We start from the raw sequence: 19,816 nt of genomic DNA on the forward strand, positions 1-19,816 counted from the left end.
CAGGGAAAACCTATGCGACAGGTCACGCGCAAACGCCTCACCTTGGCGGCCGCGACCGGCGTACTCGCCATGACCGGCGGCTACGCACACGCCGACTCGGGAGCGAGCGGAACCGCTTCCGACTCGCCCGGAGTTCTCTCGGGCAACAGCGTCCAAGTTCCCGTCGACATCCCGGTGAACGTGTGCGGGAACACGGTGAACGTCATCGGGGCCCTCAACCCCGCGGCGGACAACGACTGCAGCAACGACTCCGACGACGACGGCGGCAACGGCGACGACCAGCCGTCCGGCGGCGGTTCCGAGGCCGGCGGGCACACGAGCCACTCGCCCGGCGTCGGCTCCGGCAACCACGTTCAGGTGCCGGTCGACGTCCCGGTCGACGTCTGCGGCAACAGCGTCACCATCGGCGGCCTCGGCACCGGAGCGGGGGGCAACGACTGCGGCAACTCCTCGGGCGGCAACGACGCGACGACACCGCGCGGCCACACGCCCTGCGACCCGCTGCACCCCGACGAGCCGCAGGCGCCGGTCGGGAACGACCCGGGCTCCACCAGGTCGAACCACCCGGCAACGAACACCGTGGCGGTGCCCGAAGGCACCGAGCAGCTGGCCGAGACCGGCAGCTCGCTGCCGGTGGGCATGGTCGTTCCGGTCGCCGCGGGCGCGCTGCTCGCCGGTGCCGTGCTCTACCGCAAGGCCCGATCGGCCGCCTAACAGCGTGAAGCGAACGCATCACGGAGAGTTCGCACGCATCTGCCGCTGAACTCCGAAGATCACCAAGGTGATTTATGTCACCGAGGTGGCGCACGGAACGGAACGGAGCGGGCCCCGCAGCCGCGGGGCCCGCTCCGTTTCCCCGTCTCGGGTCACCACGTGGCACGCACCTGACGGATGATCCGCCGGCGCAACCGCACCCTGCGGCTGCCGTCCGGGTGGAGTCTGAGACGGTCCAGCTCCCAGTGTCCGTACTCGGCATGGTCGGTCAGCAGACGTGTGGTCTCCTTGCGGGACACCCCGCGCGGTACGTACACGTCGACAAATTCGTATTCCGGCATCGCATCTATTGTGCGGGCAGAGCCCCCGTACGGATAGCGTCTGCACTATGTCTGATGCTGCGCAGCCCACCGCTGCCGAGGTACGCGCCGCCGCGGAGGCGGTCAAGGCTGCGCTCGACCGCCACCTGGCCGCGGTCGAGCGCAGGTCGGGAGAGGACGACCCGGCCGTCTATGAGGCGTTCAACGAGCTGGCCGCGGCGGCCGAGGAGTACGACGAGCTGCTCTACGACCGCTACGACGAAGTCACCCCCTTCGAGATCCCCGGCACGGAGGGCACACTGCCGCCGTACACGGGTCCCGAGGAGCCGAACGCGCTCAGCGTGCTGATCCGCCGGGACTACGCCGTGGTGGAGCCGCAGCGACTGCTGGCCCAGGCCCAGCGGGTGACGGCCGCGGAAGCCGAAGCAGCCAGGGCGAACGGCACCGCCCATGGTGCGCTGGGCATCATCTTCGGCGAGTACGAACCGGACGAGATCGCATCACGGCACAAGGAGTTCGGTCTCGAGGAGGGCGACTCCACACTGTGGGTGACCGTCTCCGACGAGACACCGGAGCCGGGGGAGTGGCTGGACGCCCCCTTCGACCAGATCGACCCGCAGCGGGTCGTGTGCCGCTTCGACGTCAGCGCGGTCTTCGACGACGAGCTTGACGACCCGGAGCACGACGAGGACGACGACTTGGAGCCGCTGGGCTCTGGGGACGACTTCGAGGAGGAGGATCTCCGGGCCGAACGCTGATGCCCGGCGTGGGCCCGGAGGACCGGGCCCATGCCGGACTGGGGGCCGCCATGTCTGGGCGGCCGCCGTGGTGCGTGTGGTTGTGGGGGCGGCTGTGGTCCGGCGCGGTGGCCGCCGCGGACCGGCCTACGCCGTCCCGGACGGGGCCTCCCCGGCTGGGACCTGTGTGCGCACCAACGTCTGCAGCCGTGTCGTCCGCGGCTTCGCCGGGATCTCGGCCACCGCCCGTGGCAGAGCCTGATCCGCTCCGTGCACCACGGACAGATGCCGCTCGGCGCGCCCGAAGGCGGTGTACACCCAGGCCCGGGTCAGGGCGCCCGCCGCATCGCCGGGGAGCACCACCACCGCCGCGGGCCACCGCTGTGCCACCGCCTGGTGCGCGGTCATCGCCCACCCGTGCCGCACGACTCGCTCGACCTCCTCCCTCGGTACGACCACGGGCGTGCCGTCGCAGTCCAGATGCAGGCCCTCCGCGTCGGCCTTCACCACGCGCCCCGGCACCGTACGGCCGAGGGCCGGCGCGTAGGCCACCCGGTCGCCGGGGTCGAACCCGCCGAACCGGCCGGGGCCGGGGTTCAGCCGCTCCTTCAGCGCCGCGTTCAACGCGCGCGTCCCCGCTGCACCGCCGTGCACCGGCGTGATGACCTGGGTGTGCTCGGAGGGCACCCCGATCGCCCTGGGCACGGAGTCGGCGACCAGCTGCACCGCGCGGTGCACCGCCTCGCCGGCGTCCCGCACCGGCACGATCACGACCTCCTTGCCGGGGGCCGCGACCTGGTTGAGCTCCCCGATGCCGATTCCGGAGACCAGCTCTCCGATCGGGCCCGGATCGGGCGTACGCGAGGCGACCTGCGGGCAGACGCGGGCGGCCAGCAGATCCCCGAAGACGCGGCCCGGCCCGGCCGACCACAGCTCACTCGGGTCACCGCTCAGCACCAGCCGCGCACCGTCCGGCAGCGACTCGGCCAGCATGGCCGCGGTCTCGACGTCCAGCTGAGCCGCGTCCAGCACCACCAGCAGATCGACCGCCAGCGCTCCGTCGGCGTCCCGCCCGGGCCCTTCCGCACCGGACAGCAGACCGGGCACAGTGGCGACGGCCTCGGCCTGGTCCGCTGCCTCGCGCGCCGTCCCTGCCCCGGGCACCGCAGCGCCCTCCGCGGCGGCGAGGAGAGCGGCGAAGCGGCGCTGCCCGTCCGGGGTGTGGGTGGCGGCGCACACGCGCAGGCCCAGGGCCCGTGCGGCGGCGACCAGCGCGGCCGGTTCGGCCCGCGCCGCCTCGCCTCCCGAGTGCAGCACCAGACCGTGCCCGGCCACCGCGCGGATCAGCTCCGCTGCGGAGCCCGATGTGGCACCGGCGGCGCTCTCCCAGGCGGCGAGGCCCGGCTCGTCGCCCTTCACCAGGGAATTGACCACCCGTGCGAGCCCGTCCGCCAGGCTCTCCTCGGCCAGCGCGCAGCGCTCGAGGCCGATGAGGACCCGGACCGGCCGCTCGCCTTCGGCGGCCTCGTCGTCGGCACCCGAGGGCGCGGGTGCGGACGGGGGCGCATCGAGCGCGTCCTGGAAGACGAGCACGTCTCCGTCCGTGATGGCGTTGTGCACGGCGGCATCCGGATCGGGCACCGAGCGCTGCGCGAGCGCGGCGCGGAGTTCGTCGGCGTCGAGGGCCGTGTGCCCGGCCAGGGCCGCCTGCTCCAGCAGCCACACGGTGATCGCGCGGCCCCTGCGCTCGTCGTCCGGGCCACACTCGGCACCGAGCAGGGCCCGGGCGAAACCGTCGGCCTGCTCGGGCCGCACACCGGCGACCCGGAGCAACTGCCAGGGGTCGTCCCGGAGTTGACCGGCTGCGCCCTCACCCAGGGCGGCGGCGGCCGGCACGGCGAGGGTTGCGGGGGCGCCGCCGCCGGCCAGCACCTCGCGTACCGCTGCGACGGTCTCGGGAGCCGCACCGGCTGCGGGTGCCGCGGCGGCGGGCTCGGGCCGGCGCACCGGCTCCCGGGCCGGCTTGCGCGGCGCCGGCTCCGGCTCGACGAAGACATGGGCGACGGGATGCTCACCGCTCTCCACCGCCCGCACCGCGGCCAGCAGATCAGCTGCCTTGCCGGTCAGCTTCGCCCCACCGGCGACGGGCCCCTGCTTCTCGGCCTTCCGCTGCTCGATCCGCTCCCGAAGGGCCCGCTGCGCCGCCAACTCGGCCTCGGCCTCGGACACCTCCCCCGCGGCGCCGGCGCCCGCGCCCTCATCTCCACCAGGAGCCGCGTCGCGCTCGCCGTCCTCGCCCGTCCCGGCGGCGGCGCCGGTACCGGCGCTGGAGTCGGCGGTCCCGCCGGGCCCGTCGGGCCGGGCATCGGCCCCGGCGGCCACCTGCCCTCCGGCTCCCGGGTCCCCTGCGCCCTCGGGGCTCCCCGGGTCTTCCGGGGAACCCCCCGGCTCGGCTCCGACCGCGGCAGCGGACTCCCGCTCCGTACTCACAGCGTGCTCCAGTCCTGATCGGGATAGCGGTGCACCGGCGCCGACACGTCGTCGAGCGCCTGGCAGATCTCGTCTGGAAGACTAAGCGCCTCCACTGACAATGCCGCCGTGAGCTGCTGCGCGGTGCGGGTGCCGACGATCGGTGCGACGACTCCGGGGCGGTCCCGCACCCAGGCGAGGGCCACCTGCAGCGGTGTCGCGGCGAGCCCGTCGGCGGCGGTGGCCACCGCGTCGACGATGCGGCTCGCGGCGTCGTCGAGGTAGGGGGCGACGAACGGGGCGAGGTGTTCGGAGGCTCCGCGGGAGTCGGCCGGGGTCGAGTGCCGGTACTTGCCGGTGAGCACGCCCCGGCCGAGGGGCGACGACGGCAGTAGTCCGACGCCGAGGTCGAGCGCGGCGGGCAGCACCTCCCGCTCGACACCGCGCTGCAGCAGCGAGTACTCCATCTGTGTGCTGGCCAGCCGCGTCCGGTCGCCGGGTGCCGCAAGCTGCCATGTCGCCGCCTTGGCGAGCTGCCAGCCGCTGAAGTTGGACACCCCGGCATAGCGCGCGCGGCCGCTTCTGACGGCGATGTCCAGGGCCTGCAGCGTTTCCTCCAGGGGTGTCTCCGGGTCGAACGCGTGCACCTGCCACAGGTCGACGTAGTCGGTCCCGAGGCGGCCGAGCGAGGCGTCGAGCGCCGCCAGCAGATGGCCGCGCGAACCGTCGAAGCGCCGGTCCGGGTCCGGCACGCTGCCCGCCTTGGTCGCGATCACCAGATCGCGCCGCGGAACCAGTCCTTCCATGAGCTGCCCGAGCAGATACTCGACCTCCCCGTCGCCGTACACATCGGCGGTGTCGACGAGCGTGCCGCCCGCCTCCCAGAAGACCTTCAACAGCTCTGCGGCATCGCGCTCGTCGGTGTCCCGCCCCCAGGTCAGGGTGCCGAGTCCGATGCGGGACACACGCAGGCCGGTACGGCCGAGATGCCTCTGCTCCATGGGCGCTGACACTACTGGCCGGACGTCGCCGTGTGGGGCCCTGTGGACAACCGCCTGTGGACAACCGGGACCGCGGACGGTGTCCTGTGCACATCGCCCGCGGACGACCCCGCGGATGCGTCGCCCACACCCGTCGCTGACGCGGCCCGCACCAGCGCGCTAGGGTCTGCGGCACAAGGGACGTTACCGACGAGTAAGGGGATCGGCCGATGAAGCTCGGTATCAACCTCGGCTACTGGGGCGCCGGGATGGACGCGGACAATCTGGCCGTCGCTCAGGAGGCCGACCGGCTGGGCTACGCCGTCTGCTGGGCGGCCGAGGCCTACGGCTCCGACGCGGCCACCGTGCTGACCTGGGTCGCCGCCCACACCGAGCGCATCGACGTCGGATCCGCGATCTTCCAGATCCCGGCCCGTCAGCCCGCCATGACCGCCATGACGGCGGCGACTCTGGACTCGCTCTCCGGCGGCCGGTTCCGGCTCGGCCTCGGCGTCTCGGGACCGCAGGTCTCCGAGGGCTGGTACGGCGTGAAGTTCGACAAGCCGCTGGCACGCACGCGTGAGTACGTCGAGATCGTGCGCAAGGCCATGACGCGCGAACGCCTGTCGTACGAGGGCGAGCACTGGACGCTGCCGCTGCCGGACGGCCCGGGCAAGCCGATCAAGCTCACCGTTCACCCGCAGCGCGAGCACATCCCGCTGTACATCGCGGCGATCGGCCCGAAGAACCTGGAGCAGACCGGCGAGATCGCCGACGGCGCGCTGCTGATCTTCCCGTCGGCCGAGCACCTGGAGGAGACGGCGATCCGTCACCTGCGGGCGGGCCGCGAGAAGGCGGGCCTGACGATGGAGGGCTTCGACGTCGCCCCGACCCTGCCGATCGCCGTGAGCCCGGCCGGGTCGGGCGACGACGTCTCCGCGCTGGCCGACATGTTCCGCCCGTACACCGCGCTCTACGTCGGCGGCATGGGCAGCCGCAAGCAGAACTTCTACAACCAGCTCGCGCAGCGCATGGGGTACGAGAAGGAGGCTGCCGAGATCCAGGACAAGTACCTGTCCGGCGACAAGGAGGGCGCGGCCGCCGCCGTCCCGCAGCAGCTGATCGACCAGACCACGCTGCTCGGCTCCGTGGACCGCATCGCCGAGCGGATGCGGGCCTACGCCGAGGCCGGGGTCACCACCCTCACGCTGGCCCCCGCGGGCTTCACGCTGGACGAGCGGCTCGCGTCCCTGCGGGCCGGCATCGACGCGCTGGAGCGGGCCGGACTGGCGTAAGGCCGGGTAGCCGGGCAGTCGAGGCCGCACGCTCACTGGAGAAAGATTTCTGCGGCCGTGGTGGGGGCTCGGGGGTCTTCCCCGCCACGGCCGTCTCCAGGAACAACGCGTCAAGGCCCCCGCGGTTACGCGGCGCCTCGGTCCCCGCGCGCCCCTTTCGGCACCGGCGTACCCCTTCCGGCGTCAACATACCCCTTTCGGCGGAGTTGTCCGACATACCTGTTGCCCCGGGCCTGCCACCGCATTTGACTCGTTCTTTGCGGACCCCACGGAGGTGGCAGTGATGCTTTCAGCGAAGAGCCTTTTCCAGGAGATCCTCGACAACGACGAGTCCTTCCGGCTGTTCTGTTCCATCGCTGCCAGCGGGGAGGCCCAGGGCGGCTGGGAGAACGGCCGCATCGCCGCGCTCGTCCCCGAGAGCGAGCGGGAACTGGCGCCCAAGGTCGCGCGCCACGGTGCCGACGAGGACAAGCACGGGCGGATCTTCAACGCCCTGCTGAAGAAGCGCGGCCTGGCACCGGTCGAGGTCCCGCACAAGACGGACTACACGATGCTCCTCGAGCGGCACGGCATCGGGCTCGCCCACGAACAGCTCAAGCGCGACCAGCCGCTCACCGTCCAGGACATCGTCACCTACCTCGCCCACAGCCGGGTCACCGAGCAGCGCGCCTCCGAGCAGATGGAACTGCTGCGCAGGTACTTCGCCGACCACCCCGACATCGGCCGCGCGGTCCGGATGATCTCCAGCGACGAGGACAACCACCTGGCGTACTGCCACGAGGAGCTGCTCCGCTTCGCGCGCGCCGGACACGGCCGCACCATCCAGCGCATCCTGCGTGAGAGCGCCCTCGCCGAGATCCGCATCTACCGCGACGTGAGTCTGGCCGTGATGGACCACATGGGCCGCATCCTGGGCTGGTCCAGGGCCAGGGCGGCGCTGCTCGCCGCGGGAATCCACGCCATGTACGTGTACGAGCGGCTCGGCGGCTGGCGCCGGATGGTGTCCCTGAAGATGCCCGAACGGCGCAACGCGCTGGGCGGCCCCGCGACCTCGGCACCCGAGTTCGCGTAACGCATCCGCGTCCGGGTACGGCACGCGCGCGTGCCGGGCCGTGTGGCTAGAGCCAGCCGCGGCTCTTGAACAGCCTGTACAGGCCGATCTCGAGCACAGCCATCAGCAGGATCACCGCCGGATACCCCCACGTCCACGTCAGCTCGGGCATGTACTGGAAGTTCATGCCGTAGATCCCCGCGATCATCGTGGGGACCGCGGCCATGGCCGCCCACCCCGAGATCTTCCGCATGTCGTCGTTCTGCCGGACGCTCATCTGCGCCAGATGCGCCGAGAGGATGTCCGAGACCAACCGGTCGAGCCCCTCCACGGACTCGTTCACGCGTGTCAGATGGTCGCTGACGTCACGGAAGAACGGCTGCGCGGCGTCGCTGACGAAAGGGATGGCCGCCGCGTAGAGGCCCGCACCGGCGAGCCGGGCCATCGGCAGGGTCAGCGGACCCGTGGCCCGGCGGAACTCCAGCACCTGCCGTTTGAACGCGTAGATCCGGGACGCGGTGTGCCGGGACGTGGTCTGGTCCGGCGAGAACACCTCCGTCTCCAACTCCTCGAGGTCGGTCTGGAGCTCCACTGCGACCTCCAGATAGCGGTCCACGATCGCGTCGGCGATCGCGTACATCACTGCCGTCGGGCCCTGTCTGAGCAGGTCCGGCTCCGACTCCAGCCGCTGCCGCACCGCCTTCAGAGGGGCGCCTCCGCCGTGCCGGACGGTCACCACGAACGACTCGCCGAGGAACAGCATCACCTCGTCCGAGGACACGGTGTCACCCTGCGGCTCGTACACCACCGGCTTGAGGACGAGGAACAGCGAGTCGTCGTACACCTCGAGCTTCGGGCGCTGATGCGCCTTGAGGGCGTCCTCGACCGCCAGTGGGTGCAACCCGAACTCCTTCGTGACGTGGTCGAATTCGCGTTCAGTGGGCTCGTGCAGTCCGATCCAGACGAACGCGTCCCCGCTGGCCCGCGCCTGGTCCAGCGCGTCGGAGAAGTCGGCGGGACCCTCGGTCCGGCGCCCTTCGCGGTAGATGGCGCAGTCCACGATCACGCAGCGTCTCCTTCCCGCAGGCAGCCTCGAGCACACCCCCTGGGGCAGCCGAAGGCACACTCCTCGGTCGGCCTAGGCTTGCGGCATGCCCACGCTGATCCTCGTCCGGCACGGACGTTCCACCGCCAACACCGCGGGTCTGCTCGCCGGGTGGACTCCCGGAGTCGCCCTCGACGAGCGAGGCGCGGCCCAGGCGGCGGGCCTGCCCGCCCGGCTGGCCGGTCTGCCGCTCGCCACGGCCGTCACGAGCCCCCTGCAGCGCTGCCGGGAGACGCTGGAGCCGCTGCTCGCCGCCCGGCCCGAGCTCACCCTGCACACCGACGAACGCATCGGCGAGTGCCGCTACGGAGACTGGTCCGGCCGCAAACTCGCCGAGCTCAAGGACGAGCCGCTGATGGAGGTGGTCCAGCAGCACCCGACGGCGGCCGCCTTCCCCGGCGGCGAGTCCATGCGCGAGATGGCGACCCGGGCCGCCGAAGCCGTACGCGAGTGGAACGCGCGCGTGGAGCGCGAACACGGCGCCGACGCGGTCTACCTCATGTGCTCGCACGGCGACATCATCAAGTCGCTCGTCGCGGACGCACTCGGCCTTCACCTGGACCTCTTCCAGCGCATCAGCGTGGAACCCTGTTCTGTCACCGCGATCCGCTACACACGGCTGCGTCCCTTCCTGCTGCGCCTCGGCGACACCGGGGACTTCGCCTCCCTGGCGCCGCGAGCGGTGCCGGAGAACGGCGGCGATGCCCCGGTGGGAGGCGGTGCGGGAGCACCGTGATCGTCGCCCGCAGTAGGGTGAAGCGATCGAAGTAACGCCCCAAGTCGATCCAATGGAGACAGGACGTGTCCCGTCAGGTGTTCCTCTACGACCCGCCGGACCGCTTCGTGGCCGGAACGGTCGGGCTCCCAGGGCGCCGCACCTTCTTCCTCCAGGCCTCCTCCGGAACCCGTGTGACCAGCGTCGCCCTGGAGAAGACCCAGGTGGCCGCGCTCGCCGAGCGCATGGACGAGCTTCTCGACGAGGTCGTACGGCGCAGCGGGGGAAGCGCAGCCGTACCGGCCGTCGCCCCCACCGAGGTCTCGGACAGCGCACCGCTCGAGACCCCCATCGAGGAGGAGTTCCGGGTCGGCACCATGGCGCTGGCCTGGGACGGTGAAGAGCAGCGCATGATCGTCGAAGCCCAGGCGCTGGTGGAGATCGACGTCGAGTCCGAAGAAGACCTCGCGGCCGCCGAGGAGCGGCTGCTGCAGGACGAGGAGAACGGCCCGCCGATGCTCCGCGTCCTGCTCACCGGTTCCCAGGCCAGAGCCTTCGCCAAGCGGGCCCTGGACGTCGTCAACGCGGGCCGCCCGCCGTGCCCGCTGTGCAGCCTCCCGCTCGACCCGGAAGGACATGTATGTCCGCGCCAGAACGGATACCGCCGCGGAGCGGCGTGACGCCTGCCGAGCTGCTCGCCAAAGGTGAGCTGACGGTGCGCGGCCGCATCCGCGACGCCTCCAACGCGGCGCTCTTCTGCACGGTGTCGTACGAGGGACAGGAGGCCTCCTGCATCTACAAGCCCGTGGCCGGGGAGCGGCCCCTGTGGGACTTCCCCGACGGCAACCTGGCGCAGCGCGAGGTCGCCGCGTACGAGGTGTCCGAGGCCACCGGATGGGGGCTCGTGCCGCCGACCGTGCTGCGGGACGGCCCGTACGGCGAGGGCATGTGCCAGCTGTGGATCGAGGCGTCGGTCGAGGACGGCGCGCAGCTGCTGGCCCTCGTGGAGGGCGACGAGCCGGACGACGGCTGGAAGGCCATCGGCTTCGCGGAGATCGGCGGCGGGCGCACGGCGCTTCTCGTGCACGCGGACGACGAGCGGCTGCGGCGGCTCGCGGTGCTCGACGCGGTGATCAACAACGCCGACCGCAAGGGGAGCCATCTGCTGCCGGCCGCCGAGGGACGGCTGTACGGGATCGACCACGGGGTCACCTTTCATGCCGAGGACAAGCTCCGGACGCTCCTGTGGGGGTGGGCGGGGGAGGCGCTGACCGCCGAGGCGGTGGCGGTGCTCGGGTCCCTGCGGGATGCGCTCCTGGACGGCGGGGGGCTCGCGGTGCGGCTCCGTGAGCTGATCACCACGGACGAGTTCGGGGCGCTACGCGCGCGTGTCGAGGCGCTGCTGGCGTCCGGGCGGCATCCGGAGCCGTCGGGGGAGTGGCCGGCCATTCCGTGGCCACCCGTCTAGGCGACTCGCTGTTACACAGGCTGCGCCGCCTTGCAAGAGGGCCTTTCCGGTCGTCGGCGCCGGTCCGGTTCGTATGCGGAACATCCGTCCGGTTAGGCTCAGGTCATGCATGCCTGGCCCGCTTCTGAGGTCCCCGCCCTGCCTGGCAAGGGCCGCGACCTCCGGATCCACGACACCGCGACCGGCGGCCTCGTCGCTCTCGACCCCGGTCCCGTCGCCCGTATCTACGTCTGCGGGATCACCCCGTACGACGCGACCCACATGGGTCACGCGGCGACCTACAACGCGTTCGACCTCGTGCAGCGCGTGTGGCTCGACACCAAGCGGCAGGTTCACTACGTCCAGAACGTGACCGACGTCGACGACCCGCTGCTCGAGCGCGCCGAGCGCGACGGAGTCGACTGGGTCGGGCTCGCCGAGCGGGAGACCACTCTCTTCCGCGAGGACATGACCGCGCTGCGGATGCTCCCGCCGCAGCACTACATCGGTGCCGTCGAGGCCATACCGGGCATCGTCCCGCTGGTCGAGCGGCTGCGGGACGCCGGTGCCGCGTACGAACTCGAAGGGGACGTGTACTTCTCCGTCGAGGCCGACCCGCACTTCGGCGAGGTCTCCAACCTCGACGCCGCCGCCATGCGGCTGCTGTCCGCCGAGCGCGGCGGCGACCCCGACCGTCCGGGCAAGAAGAACCCGCTCGACCCGATGCTCTGGATGGCCGCCCGCGAGGGCGAGCCGAGCTGGGACGGCGGTTCGCTCGGCCGTGGCCGGCCCGGCTGGCACATCGAGTGCGTGGCCATCGCCCTGGACCACCTCGGCATGGGCTTCGACGTGCAGGGCGGCGGCTCCGACCTCGCCTTCCCGCACCACGAGATGGGCGCGTCGCACGCGCAGGCGCTGACCGGCGAGTACCCGTTCGCCAAGGCGTACGTCCACGCGGGCATGGTCGCGCTGGACGGCGAGAAGATGTCGAAGTCCAAGGGCAACCTCGTCTTCGTCTCGAAGCTCAGGCGCGACGGGGTCGACCCCGCCGCCATACGGCTCGCGCTGCTCGCCCACCACTACCGCTCCGACTGGGAGTGGACCGACGAGGTCCTCGAGGAAGCCGTCGCCAGGCTCGGACGGTGGAGGTCCGCCGTCTCGCGCCCCGACGGCCCGTCCGCCGAGGCCCTGGTCGAGGAGATCCGCGACGCCCTCGCGAACGACCTGGACGCGCCGGCCGCGCTCGCCGCGGTCGACCGCTGGGCGGCGCTCCAGCAGGAGCAGGGCGGTACGGACGAGGGCGCGCCCGGCGTTGTGTCGCGCGCCGTCGACGCGCTCCTCGGCGTCGCCCTCTAGCCGGAGGCCGGCGAGCCCACTGACGGGAGAGGGGCGGTGCGCTGTGGCGCACCGCCCCTCTTCGGTTCTGGGACCGTCACGTCCGTCGAGCCGCCGTCGCTGCCCGGACCGGCGCGCTCCCCGGCACCGGCCGGCTCACTCCTCCGGCGAGTCCTCGGAGTCTCCGGCCGTGGTACCACCCTCGTCGTCGGTCCCCGGCCGCTGCGGCTTGGGCGGCCGGGTGCGGTCGCCCGGACCCTCGCGCAGATACGGGGGACCGTCGCCGCTCTCCGTGGCATGGCCACCGGCCTGGCCGACACCGTCCCGCCTGCGCAGATAGCGCTCGAACTCACGGGCGATCGCCTCGCCCGACGCCTCAGGCAGCTCGGCGGTGTCCCGCGCCTCCTCCAGCGACTGCACGTACTCGGCGACCTCGCTGTCTTCGGCCGCCAGCTGGTCCACGCCCAGCTGCCACGCACGCGCGTCCTCGGGCAGCTCGCCCAGCGGGATGCGCAGGTCGATGAGGTCCTCCAGCCGGTTCAGCAGGGCGAGCGTGGCCTTCGGGTTCGGCGGCTGCGACACGTAGTGCGGGACGGCCGCCCACAGCGACACCGCGGGCACGCCCGCGTGCGTGCAGGCCTCCTGGAGGATGCCGACGATGCCCGTCGGGCCCTCGTACTTGGTCTCCTCCAGGTCCATCCTGCGGGCCAGGTCCGGGTCGGACGTGGTCCCGCTGATCGGGACGGGACGCGTGTGCGGGGTGTCGCCGAGCAGCGCGCCCAGGATGACCACGAGTTCCACACCGAGCTCGTGCGCGAAGCCGAGGAGCTCGTTGCAGAACGACCGCCAGCGCATGGACGGCTCGATGCCGCGGATCAGCACCAGGTCACGCGGCTTCTCGCCGCCGACACGGATCACCGAGAGCCTGGTCGTCGGCCATGTGATCTTGCGGACGCCGCCGTCCAGCCACACGGTCGGGCGGTTCACCTGGAAGTCGTAGTAGTCCTCCGCGTCGAGCGCCGCGAAGACCTCGCCCTTCCACACCTTGTCGAGATGCGCGACCGCGGTGGAGGCGGCGTCGCCGGCGTCGTTCCAGCCCTCGAACGCGGCCACCATGACCGGGTCGACCAGCTCGGGAACCCCCTCGAGCTCGATCACCCAGCGCCTCCTTCCGACGTGCCCTCGCTTACGGACCAACCTTACGGCGTCCGCGGGGGCCCTCCGCAGCCCCCTTGCACGGGGGAGTGAACGGATCACTGCCCCGGTAGCGACCTTCGAACACCCTCCAGTCATCCGAGCTGTATCCGGCCAACTCCCTCCGGATTCCTGGACGTTGCGCTTGGAGCGCGCTATGCGTCGGAGGATCGTGAGAGGTCCGATGTGCACCGCCGTGGCGACGCAAGGGGGCCACCACTGGACCCGAGGCCCCGGCGGACGCTTCGGACCTGGTCCCTTCACAACGGCTCTGCATCGTCGGCCTCTACAGCGTCGACCGCAGCCACTGCTCCACGCTCGCGATGTGTACCGTCGCCCAGGACCTCGCCGCCTCCGGGTCACGGTCGCGCAGGGCGGTGAGGATCGCCCGGTGCTCGTGGAGCGTGCGGCTGACCGCGTCCTCCTGGGTCAGGCCGCGCCATATCCGGGCCCGCGTGGTGGGGCCCGACAGCCCGTCGAGCAGTGAGCACAGCACCGAGTTCCCCGAGCTCTGCACGATGCCGCGGTGGAACTCCAGGTCGCACGCGACGAGTTCCTCCACGGACGGGGATGTCCCGAGCGCGTCCAACTGGGCCGTCAGCGCATCCAGTTCCGCCTCGCTGATGCGGGTGCTCGCCATCGCCGTCGCGGCCGGTTCCAGGATGCGGCGGACGGCCAGGAACTCCAGCACCGTGTCGTCGCGATGGAAGTCCACGACGAAGCTCAGCGCCTCCAGCAGGAGTTGCGGATCGAGACTCGTGACGTAGGTGCCGTCGCCCTGGCGAACGTCGAGGATGCGGATCAGCGACAGCGCGCGCACCGCCTCACGCAGCGAGTTCCGGGACAGGCCCAGCTCGGCCGCGAGCTCGTTCTCCTTGGGAAGCCGGTCGCCGGGGCGCAGAGCGCCGGAGACGATCATGTCCTTGATCTTCTCGATGGCCTCGTCCGTGACTGCCATGGCCCCGCCTCCGTTCAGACATCCGATGTCTGCGCCCATTATGCGGGTCCGGAGTGCGAGGGGATGCCACGGTCCGGCAACAGGCCCGACGGACGGTGGCACGGCCGACCATGGGCAGGACCAAGGGGTGACTCCCCCGTGGAAGCCACCCCTCGGTCCGCGCTGCCCTCCCGTTGCTTACCTGCCGGTCCTGCCGTTCAGCAGTTCCTTCACCCTGGCCCGTACGTCCTCAGTGTCCAGCCCACGGATCGTCAGCGTCGTCCGCCGACGCAGCACGTCGTCCGCCGTCTCGGCCCACTCGTGGTCGCGGGCGTACACGACCTGGGCCCAGATCTCCGGGGCGTCGGGGTGGACGCGCTCGCCCAGCTCCGGGTTCTCGTTCGCCAGGCGTGCGATGTCGAAGGACAGCGAGCCGTAGTGCGTGGCGAGGTGCTTCGCCGTGTCCGCGGCCATGCGCGGGCCCGGGGTGCCGCCGTCGACCAGTAGCCGGTGCGCGACCGCCTGCGGGTTGGCGATGCCCGGCAGCGGCAGCTTCTTCGGGAGCTGCGACATGGGCTCCATGTCCTCGCCGAGCGGGTGCCCGGGCAGGGCCGCCAGCTTGTTCATGACCGTACGGCCGATGTGGCGGAACGTGGTCCACTTGCCGCCCGCGACGGACAGCATGCCGCCCCTGCCCTCGGTCACCACCGTCTCGCGCTTGGCCTTCGACGTGTCGCCGGGACCGCCCGGCAGCACCCGCAGGCCCGCGAAGGCGTACGTGATCAGTTCCCGCTTCAGCTGCTGGTCACGGACGGAGAAGGCGGCCTCGTCGAGTATCTGGGCGATGTCCTTCTCGTTGACCGCGACGTCCGCCGGGTCACCCTCGTACTCCTCGTCGGTCGTGCCGAGCAGCAGCATGTCCTCCCAGGGGAGGGCGAAGGTGATGCGGTACTTGTCGATCGGTGTCGCGAGGGCGGCCTTCCACGGCGAGGTGCGCTTGAGGACCAGGTGCGCGCCCTTCGACAGGCGGATCGACGGGGCCGCGTTCGGGTCCTCCATCCTGCGCAGGTGGTCGACCCACGGGCCGGTCGCGTTCAGTACGAGACGCGCGGTGACGCCGAACTCGGTGCCGTCCACGCTGTCCTTGAGGTCGGCGCCGCTGACCCGGCCCTTGGTGAAGCGCAGGCCGGTGACCTCGGCGTGGTTGAGGACGGCCGCACCCGCCTCCACCGCCGCGCGCACCGTCATCAGCGCCATACGCGCGTCGTTCATCTGGTCGTCGCCGTACACGGCCACGGCCCTGAGGTTCTCGGTGCGCAGCTCCGGAACGTCACGCTGGGCCTTCGCCGGGCTGATCACATGGCCGACGCCGTCACCGAACGCGGACAGCGCCGAGTAGGCGAAGACGCCCGCGCCCAGCTTGGCCGCGCCGTGCGGACCGCCCTTGTACACCGGCAGATAGAAGGTGAGGGGGTTGGACAGGTGCGGTGCCACCTGGCGGGACACCGCACGCCGCTCGAAGTGGTTCTCCGCCACCAGCTTCACCGCGCCGGTCTGCAGATAGCGCAGACCGCCGTGGAGGAGCTTGGAGGAGGCGGAGGAGGTGGCGCCGGCGAAGTCGCCGGCGTCCACCAGCGCCACCCGCAGACCTGACTGCGCGGCATGCCAGGCGGTGGAGATGCCCAGGATTCCGCCACCGATGACGAGGAGGTCGTACGTCGCCTTGGAAAGCTGCTCCCGGGTCTCGGCACGGCTGGGGAGGGAGCCGGACACCGGGTGCGTACCGAGGGCAGGCACGGTCTGCAGGGTGGGCTGGCTGCTCATGGGGTTTCTTGCTCCTCGTCAGTTCTCGTCTTCGAGCCAGCCCATGGTCCGCTCGACGGCCTTGAGCCAGTTCTTGTACTCGCGGTCCCGCTTGTCCGCGTCCATACGGGGGGTCCACTCGGCGGCCCGGCGCCAGTTGGCGCGCAGCGCGTCGGTGTCCGGCCAGAAGCCGACGGCCAGGCCGGCGGCGTAGGCGGCGCCGAGGCAGGTGGTCTCGGCGACCATCGGGCGCACGACCGGTGCGTCCAGGAAGTCCGAGAGCGTCTGCATCAGCAGGTTGTTGGAGGTCATGCCGCCGTCGACCTTGAGCGCCGAGAGCTCGACACCGGAGTCCTTGGTCATGGCGTCGGTGATCTCACGGGTCTGCCAGGCGGTGGCCTCGAGGACGGCGCGCGCGAGGTGCGCCTTGGTGACGTACCGGGTCAGACCGGCCAGCACACCGCGGGCGTCGGAGCGCCAGTACGGGGCGAACAGGCCGGAGAAGGCCGGCACGAAGTAGGCGCCGCCGTTGTCCTCGACGGACAGGGCCAGGGTCTCGATCTCGGCCGCGGTGCTGATCAGGCCCATCTGGTCGCGCATCCACTGCACCAGGGAGCCGGTGACCGCGATCGAGCCCTCGAGCGCGTATACCGGGGCCTCGTCGCCGATCCGGTAGCCGACGGTCGTCAGCAGCCCGCTGTACGAGTTGATGATCTTGTCGCCGGTGTTCATCAGCATGAAGGTGCCGGTGCCGTACGTCGACTTGGCCTCGCCCTCGCCGAAACAGGTCTGGCCGAACAGGGCCGCCTGCTGGTCGCCGAGCGCGGAGGCGACGGGGATGCCGCCGAGGAGGTCGCCGAGCTTGCCGCCGGTGATCTCGCCGTACACCTCGGCGGAGGAGCGGATCTCGGGCAGCATCTGCGTCGGCACGCCGATGGACTCGCAGATCTTCTCGTCCCACTGCATCGTGTGCAGGTTCATGAGGAGGGTGCGGGAGGCGTTGGTGACGTCGGTGACGTGCTTGCCGCCGTTGACACCGCCGGTCAGGTTCCAGATGACCCAGGTGTCCATCGTGCCGAAGAGGATGTCGCCGGCTTCGGCGCGCTCGCGCAGGCCCTCGACGTTGTCGAGCAGCCAGCGGGCCTTCGGGCCGGCGAAGTAGGAGGCGAGCGGGAGGCCGGTCTCGCGGCGGAAGCGGTCCTGGCCGACGTTGCGGCCGAGCTCCTTGCACAGGGCGTCGGTGCGGGTGTCCTGCCAGACGATGGCGTTGTGGACGGGCTCGCCGGTGTTCTTGTCCCACAGCAGCGTGGTCTCACGCTGGTTGGTGATGCCGATCGCCTTGATGTCGTCGCGGGTGATCCCGGCCTTCTCGATGGCCCCGGCGACGACCTCCTGGACGTTCGTCCAGATCTCGGCGGCGTCGTGCTCGACCCAGCCCGGCTTGGGGAAGATCTGCTCGTGCTCCTTCTGGTCGACGGAGACGATCCGGCCGTCCCGGTCGAAGACGATGCAGCGGCTGGACGTGGTGCCCTGGTCGATGGCTGCGATGAACGGCCCGGTGCCGTGGGAGAGGGGGCCGGCGGTGTGTGCGTCGGTCACGGTGTGCTCCTGGAAGTCGGTATCTGTCGGGGCTGCGGCTCTAAGCGAAGGTGACGTCTCTGAGCGAAGCCGACGTCTCTAGGCGAAAGCGACGTTGTAGATGCCTGCGGCGATCGCGCCGCCGACCAGGGGGCCGACGACCGGGATCCAGGCGTAGCCCCAGTCGGAGCCGCCCTTGTTGGGCAGGGGCAGAAGCGCGTGGGCGATACGCGGGCCGAGGTCGCGGGCCGGGTTGATCGCGTAGCCGGTCGGGCCGCCCAGCGAGAGGCCGATGCTGACGACGACCAGGGCGGTGATCAGCGCGCCCAGGGTGCCGAGGCCCTTGCCGCTGTCGTTGAGGCCCTGAGTGAGGACGGCGAGGACCAGCACCACCGTGCCGATGATCTCGGTGGCCAGGTTCTGGGCGACGTTCCGGATCTCCGGACCGGTGGAGAAGATGCCGAGCACGGGGCCGGCCTGGGCCTCCTGTGCCTCGACGGCCTTGGTGTCCTGCGCGCCCGGGCCGCCGACGATCTCGTGATCGGTGAGGTGGGCGAGGAACTGTCCGTAGTACGCGACCCAGACCAGAGCGGCACCGATCATGGCCCCGAACAGCTGCCCCGCCCAGTAGACGGGGACGTTGCTCCAGTCGTTGTCCTTGATCGCGAGGGCGAGGGTGACGGCCGGGTTGAGGTGGGCGCCGGAGAGCGGGGCCGAGATGTACACCGCGGTGAGGACCGCGAAGCCCCACCCGAAGGTGATGGCGAGCCAGCCGGCGTTGCGCGCCTTGGAGGCCTTCAGCGTGACGGCGGCGCACACGCCACCGCCGAGCAGGATGAGTACGGCGGTACCTATCGTCTCGCCGATGAAGATGTCGGAGCTGGACACCCGCGACTCCTTTGTCCTTCGTCCAGGGGAAGGCGAACCCCGGGTCCGTCCGGTGGTTCGCGCCCTCATGTGAGGGCGTTGGGGGCGGCCCTGGCGTCGTCACACTCTAACGCTTTTGTCGGTAGGTGTTCGACAATGCCGACCGATGGACGGGAGTCTTGTCCTGGGGCGCCGGGAACGTCAAGGGTTCTGCCGCCGAAAAGTCCGATCACCACCAGGACCTTGATCGCCGGAGCGGCGACCACGAGAGTGCGTTCACCAGGCAACTGGTGCGGGTGGCGCGTACGGAGAGGGCCCGCGCACATGCCGCGCGGGCCCTCGTGTCCCCGAAGCGGGCCTCGGGCTGTCGGCGTACGGCGTACGGCGTACTACGTACGGAACGGCGCCGAACCCGTCAGAACCGGCTCGCGCCCAGATCCCTGGAGACGGCACGCGCGCAGTCCCGCACCGCCGCGATGAGCTCCTGACGCAGCTGCCCGTCCAGGCAGACCCGCTCCACAGCCCCGGTGATCCCCACCGCGCCGACGGGCATGCGCCGCCGGTCGTGGATCGGCGCGGCGATCGACGCGACGCCCTCCCACGTCTCCTCGACGTCGGCGGCGTACCCGCGCGCGCGGGTCAGGTCGAGCACGTTCTCGAAGCCGTCCGCGTCGCTGATGGTCCGCGACGTGAACTCCTTGCGCTCGGCCTCCAGCGCCTCGCTGTGCGCCACCGGGTCGTACGCGGCGAGGACCTTGCCGAGGGCCGTGGAGTGCAGCGGCTGCATGGCGCCTATCTCCAGTACCTGCCGGCTGTCGTCGGGGCGGAACACGTGGTGCACGATCAGCACGCCCTGCTGGTGCAGAACGCCCAGGTAGACGCTTTCGCCGCTGGACCGGGCCAGGTCGTCCGTCCACACCAGGGCACGCGCCCGCAGCTCGTGGACGTCCAGATACGTGGTGCCGAGCCGGAGCAGCTCGGCACCCAGCTGGTAGCGGCCCGAAGCGGCTTCCTGTTCGACGAAACCCTCCTGCTGCAGGGTGCGCAGGATGCCGTGCGCCGTACCCTTGGCGAGACCCAGGGAGGAGGCGATGTCGGAGAGGCCCAGCCGGCGCTCGCCACCCGCGAGCAGACGCAGCATCGCGGCCGCCCTCTCCAACGACTGGATGTTCTTCGCCATCGCAGCGCTCCCTCCCATCCCCTCGATCAACAGCGTTCGGCAATGCTGAACATTATCGGTCGATGCCGAACTCCGCGAGCAACCCCGCG

18 protein-coding genes are annotated in these 19,816 nt (G+C 71.3%); 8 read left to right on the top strand and 10 right to left on the bottom strand.

The window, feature by feature from the left end; genetic code table 11:
* The first annotated feature begins 12 nt into the window (after positions 1–12).
* Positions 13–714: a chaplin family protein gene (locus tag ACWD4J_RS06275; RefSeq protein ID WP_451394137.1), complete on the top strand. Its 702-nt coding sequence runs from the start codon at positions 13–15 to the stop codon at positions 712–714.
* 152 nt (positions 715–866) lie between these two features.
* Here the strand turns inward: ACWD4J_RS06275 and ACWD4J_RS06280 are convergent, their stop codons facing one another.
* Positions 867–1,055, bottom strand: a complete 189-nt coding sequence (locus tag ACWD4J_RS06280) for a DUF5703 family protein (RefSeq protein WP_067272272.1) — start codon at positions 1,053–1,055, stop codon at positions 867–869.
* Between the two features lie 47 nt (positions 1,056–1,102).
* On the opposite strand from ACWD4J_RS06280, the gene ACWD4J_RS06285 reads away from it, so the two are divergent.
* Positions 1,103–1,792 carry a hypothetical protein gene (locus ACWD4J_RS06285; protein WP_451394138.1) on the top strand — a complete coding sequence of 230 codons (690 nt, stop codon included), beginning with the start codon at positions 1,103–1,105 and terminating at the stop codon, positions 1,790–1,792.
* 126 nt (positions 1,793–1,918) lie between these two features.
* Here ACWD4J_RS06285 and ACWD4J_RS06290 read toward each other — a convergent pair whose 3' ends face one another.
* Both ACWD4J_RS06290 and ACWD4J_RS06295 read right to left on the bottom strand, forming a co-directional pair.
* On the bottom strand, positions 1,919–4,261 hold the full coding sequence (locus ACWD4J_RS06290) for a helix-hairpin-helix domain-containing protein (protein ID WP_451394139.1): 2,343 nt from the start codon (positions 4,259–4,261) through the stop codon (positions 1,919–1,921).
* Positions 4,258–5,241: an aldo/keto reductase gene (locus tag ACWD4J_RS06295; RefSeq protein ID WP_451394140.1), complete on the bottom strand. Its 984-nt coding sequence runs from the start codon at positions 5,239–5,241 to the stop codon at positions 4,258–4,260. The genes ACWD4J_RS06290 and ACWD4J_RS06295 overlap by 4 nt, the downstream gene beginning before the upstream one ends.
* Before the next feature lie 209 nt (positions 5,242–5,450).
* Between ACWD4J_RS06295 and ACWD4J_RS06300 the strand changes: the two genes are divergently transcribed.
* Complete coding sequence (locus tag ACWD4J_RS06300) at positions 5,451–6,515, top strand: LLM class F420-dependent oxidoreductase (protein WP_451394141.1); 1,065 nt, start codon at positions 5,451–5,453, stop codon at positions 6,513–6,515.
* A 283-nt stretch (positions 6,516–6,798) separates the two neighbouring features.
* The gene (locus ACWD4J_RS06305; RefSeq protein WP_451394142.1) at positions 6,799–7,587 is read left to right on the top strand and encodes a ferritin-like domain-containing protein; all 789 of its coding nucleotides are present in this window, start codon (positions 6,799–6,801) and stop codon (positions 7,585–7,587) included.
* Positions 7,588–7,633: 46 nt separating this feature from the next.
* On the opposite strand, the gene corA is transcribed toward ACWD4J_RS06305, so the two are convergent.
* Positions 7,634–8,632: a magnesium/cobalt transporter CorA gene (gene corA / locus ACWD4J_RS06310; protein WP_451394143.1), complete on the bottom strand. Its 999-nt coding sequence runs from the start codon at positions 8,630–8,632 to the stop codon at positions 7,634–7,636.
* Positions 8,633–8,717: 85 nt separating this feature from the next.
* Between corA and ACWD4J_RS06315 the strand changes: the two genes are divergently transcribed.
* From ACWD4J_RS06315 to mshC, 4 genes are all read left to right on the top strand, one after another.
* Positions 8,718–9,407 (top strand): histidine phosphatase family protein, encoded by a 690-nt coding sequence (locus ACWD4J_RS06315; RefSeq protein WP_451394144.1) that lies wholly within the window; start codon positions 8,718–8,720, stop codon positions 9,405–9,407.
* A gap of 65 nt (positions 9,408–9,472) precedes the next feature.
* Complete coding sequence (locus ACWD4J_RS06320) at positions 9,473–10,066, top strand: DUF3090 domain-containing protein (protein WP_451394145.1); 594 nt, start codon at positions 9,473–9,475, stop codon at positions 10,064–10,066.
* A complete protein-coding gene (locus ACWD4J_RS06325) occupies positions 10,027–10,854 on the top strand; it encodes an SCO1664 family protein (RefSeq protein ID WP_451394146.1) in 828 nt (275 codons plus the stop codon). Before ACWD4J_RS06320 ends, ACWD4J_RS06325 begins: the two co-directional genes overlap by 40 nt.
* A gap of 105 nt (positions 10,855–10,959) precedes the next feature.
* Complete coding sequence (mshC, locus tag ACWD4J_RS06330; protein WP_451394147.1) at positions 10,960–12,189, top strand: cysteine--1-D-myo-inosityl 2-amino-2-deoxy-alpha-D-glucopyranoside ligase; 1,230 nt, start codon at positions 10,960–10,962, stop codon at positions 12,187–12,189.
* Between the two features lie 135 nt (positions 12,190–12,324).
* On the opposite strand, the gene ACWD4J_RS06335 is transcribed toward mshC, so the two are convergent.
* The 6 genes from ACWD4J_RS06335 to ACWD4J_RS06360 all read right to left on the bottom strand — a co-directional run bounded on the left by ACWD4J_RS06335 (position 12,325) and on the right by ACWD4J_RS06360 (position 19,727).
* A complete protein-coding gene (locus ACWD4J_RS06335; protein ID WP_451394148.1) occupies positions 12,325–13,326 on the bottom strand; it encodes a PAC2 family protein in 1,002 nt (333 codons plus the stop codon).
* Between the two features lie 322 nt (positions 13,327–13,648).
* Positions 13,649–14,320: a FadR/GntR family transcriptional regulator gene (locus tag ACWD4J_RS06340; RefSeq protein ID WP_451394149.1), complete on the bottom strand. Its 672-nt coding sequence runs from the start codon at positions 14,318–14,320 to the stop codon at positions 13,649–13,651.
* Positions 14,321–14,497: 177 nt separating this feature from the next.
* Complete coding sequence (locus ACWD4J_RS06345) at positions 14,498–16,123, bottom strand: FAD-dependent oxidoreductase (RefSeq protein WP_451394150.1); 1,626 nt, start codon at positions 16,121–16,123, stop codon at positions 14,498–14,500.
* Between the two features lie 18 nt (positions 16,124–16,141).
* On the bottom strand, positions 16,142–17,701 hold the full coding sequence (gene glpK, locus ACWD4J_RS06350; RefSeq protein ID WP_451394151.1) for a glycerol kinase GlpK: 1,560 nt from the start codon (positions 17,699–17,701) through the stop codon (positions 16,142–16,144).
* Positions 17,702–17,779: 78 nt separating this feature from the next.
* Complete coding sequence (locus ACWD4J_RS06355; RefSeq protein ID WP_451394152.1) at positions 17,780–18,568, bottom strand: MIP/aquaporin family protein; 789 nt, start codon at positions 18,566–18,568, stop codon at positions 17,780–17,782.
* Between the two features lie 394 nt (positions 18,569–18,962).
* Complete coding sequence (locus ACWD4J_RS06360) at positions 18,963–19,727, bottom strand: IclR family transcriptional regulator (RefSeq protein WP_451394153.1); 765 nt, start codon at positions 19,725–19,727, stop codon at positions 18,963–18,965.
* Positions 19,728–19,816 lie beyond the last annotated feature (89 nt).

It is taken from the genome of Streptomyces sp. NPDC002577 (assembly GCF_053594815.1).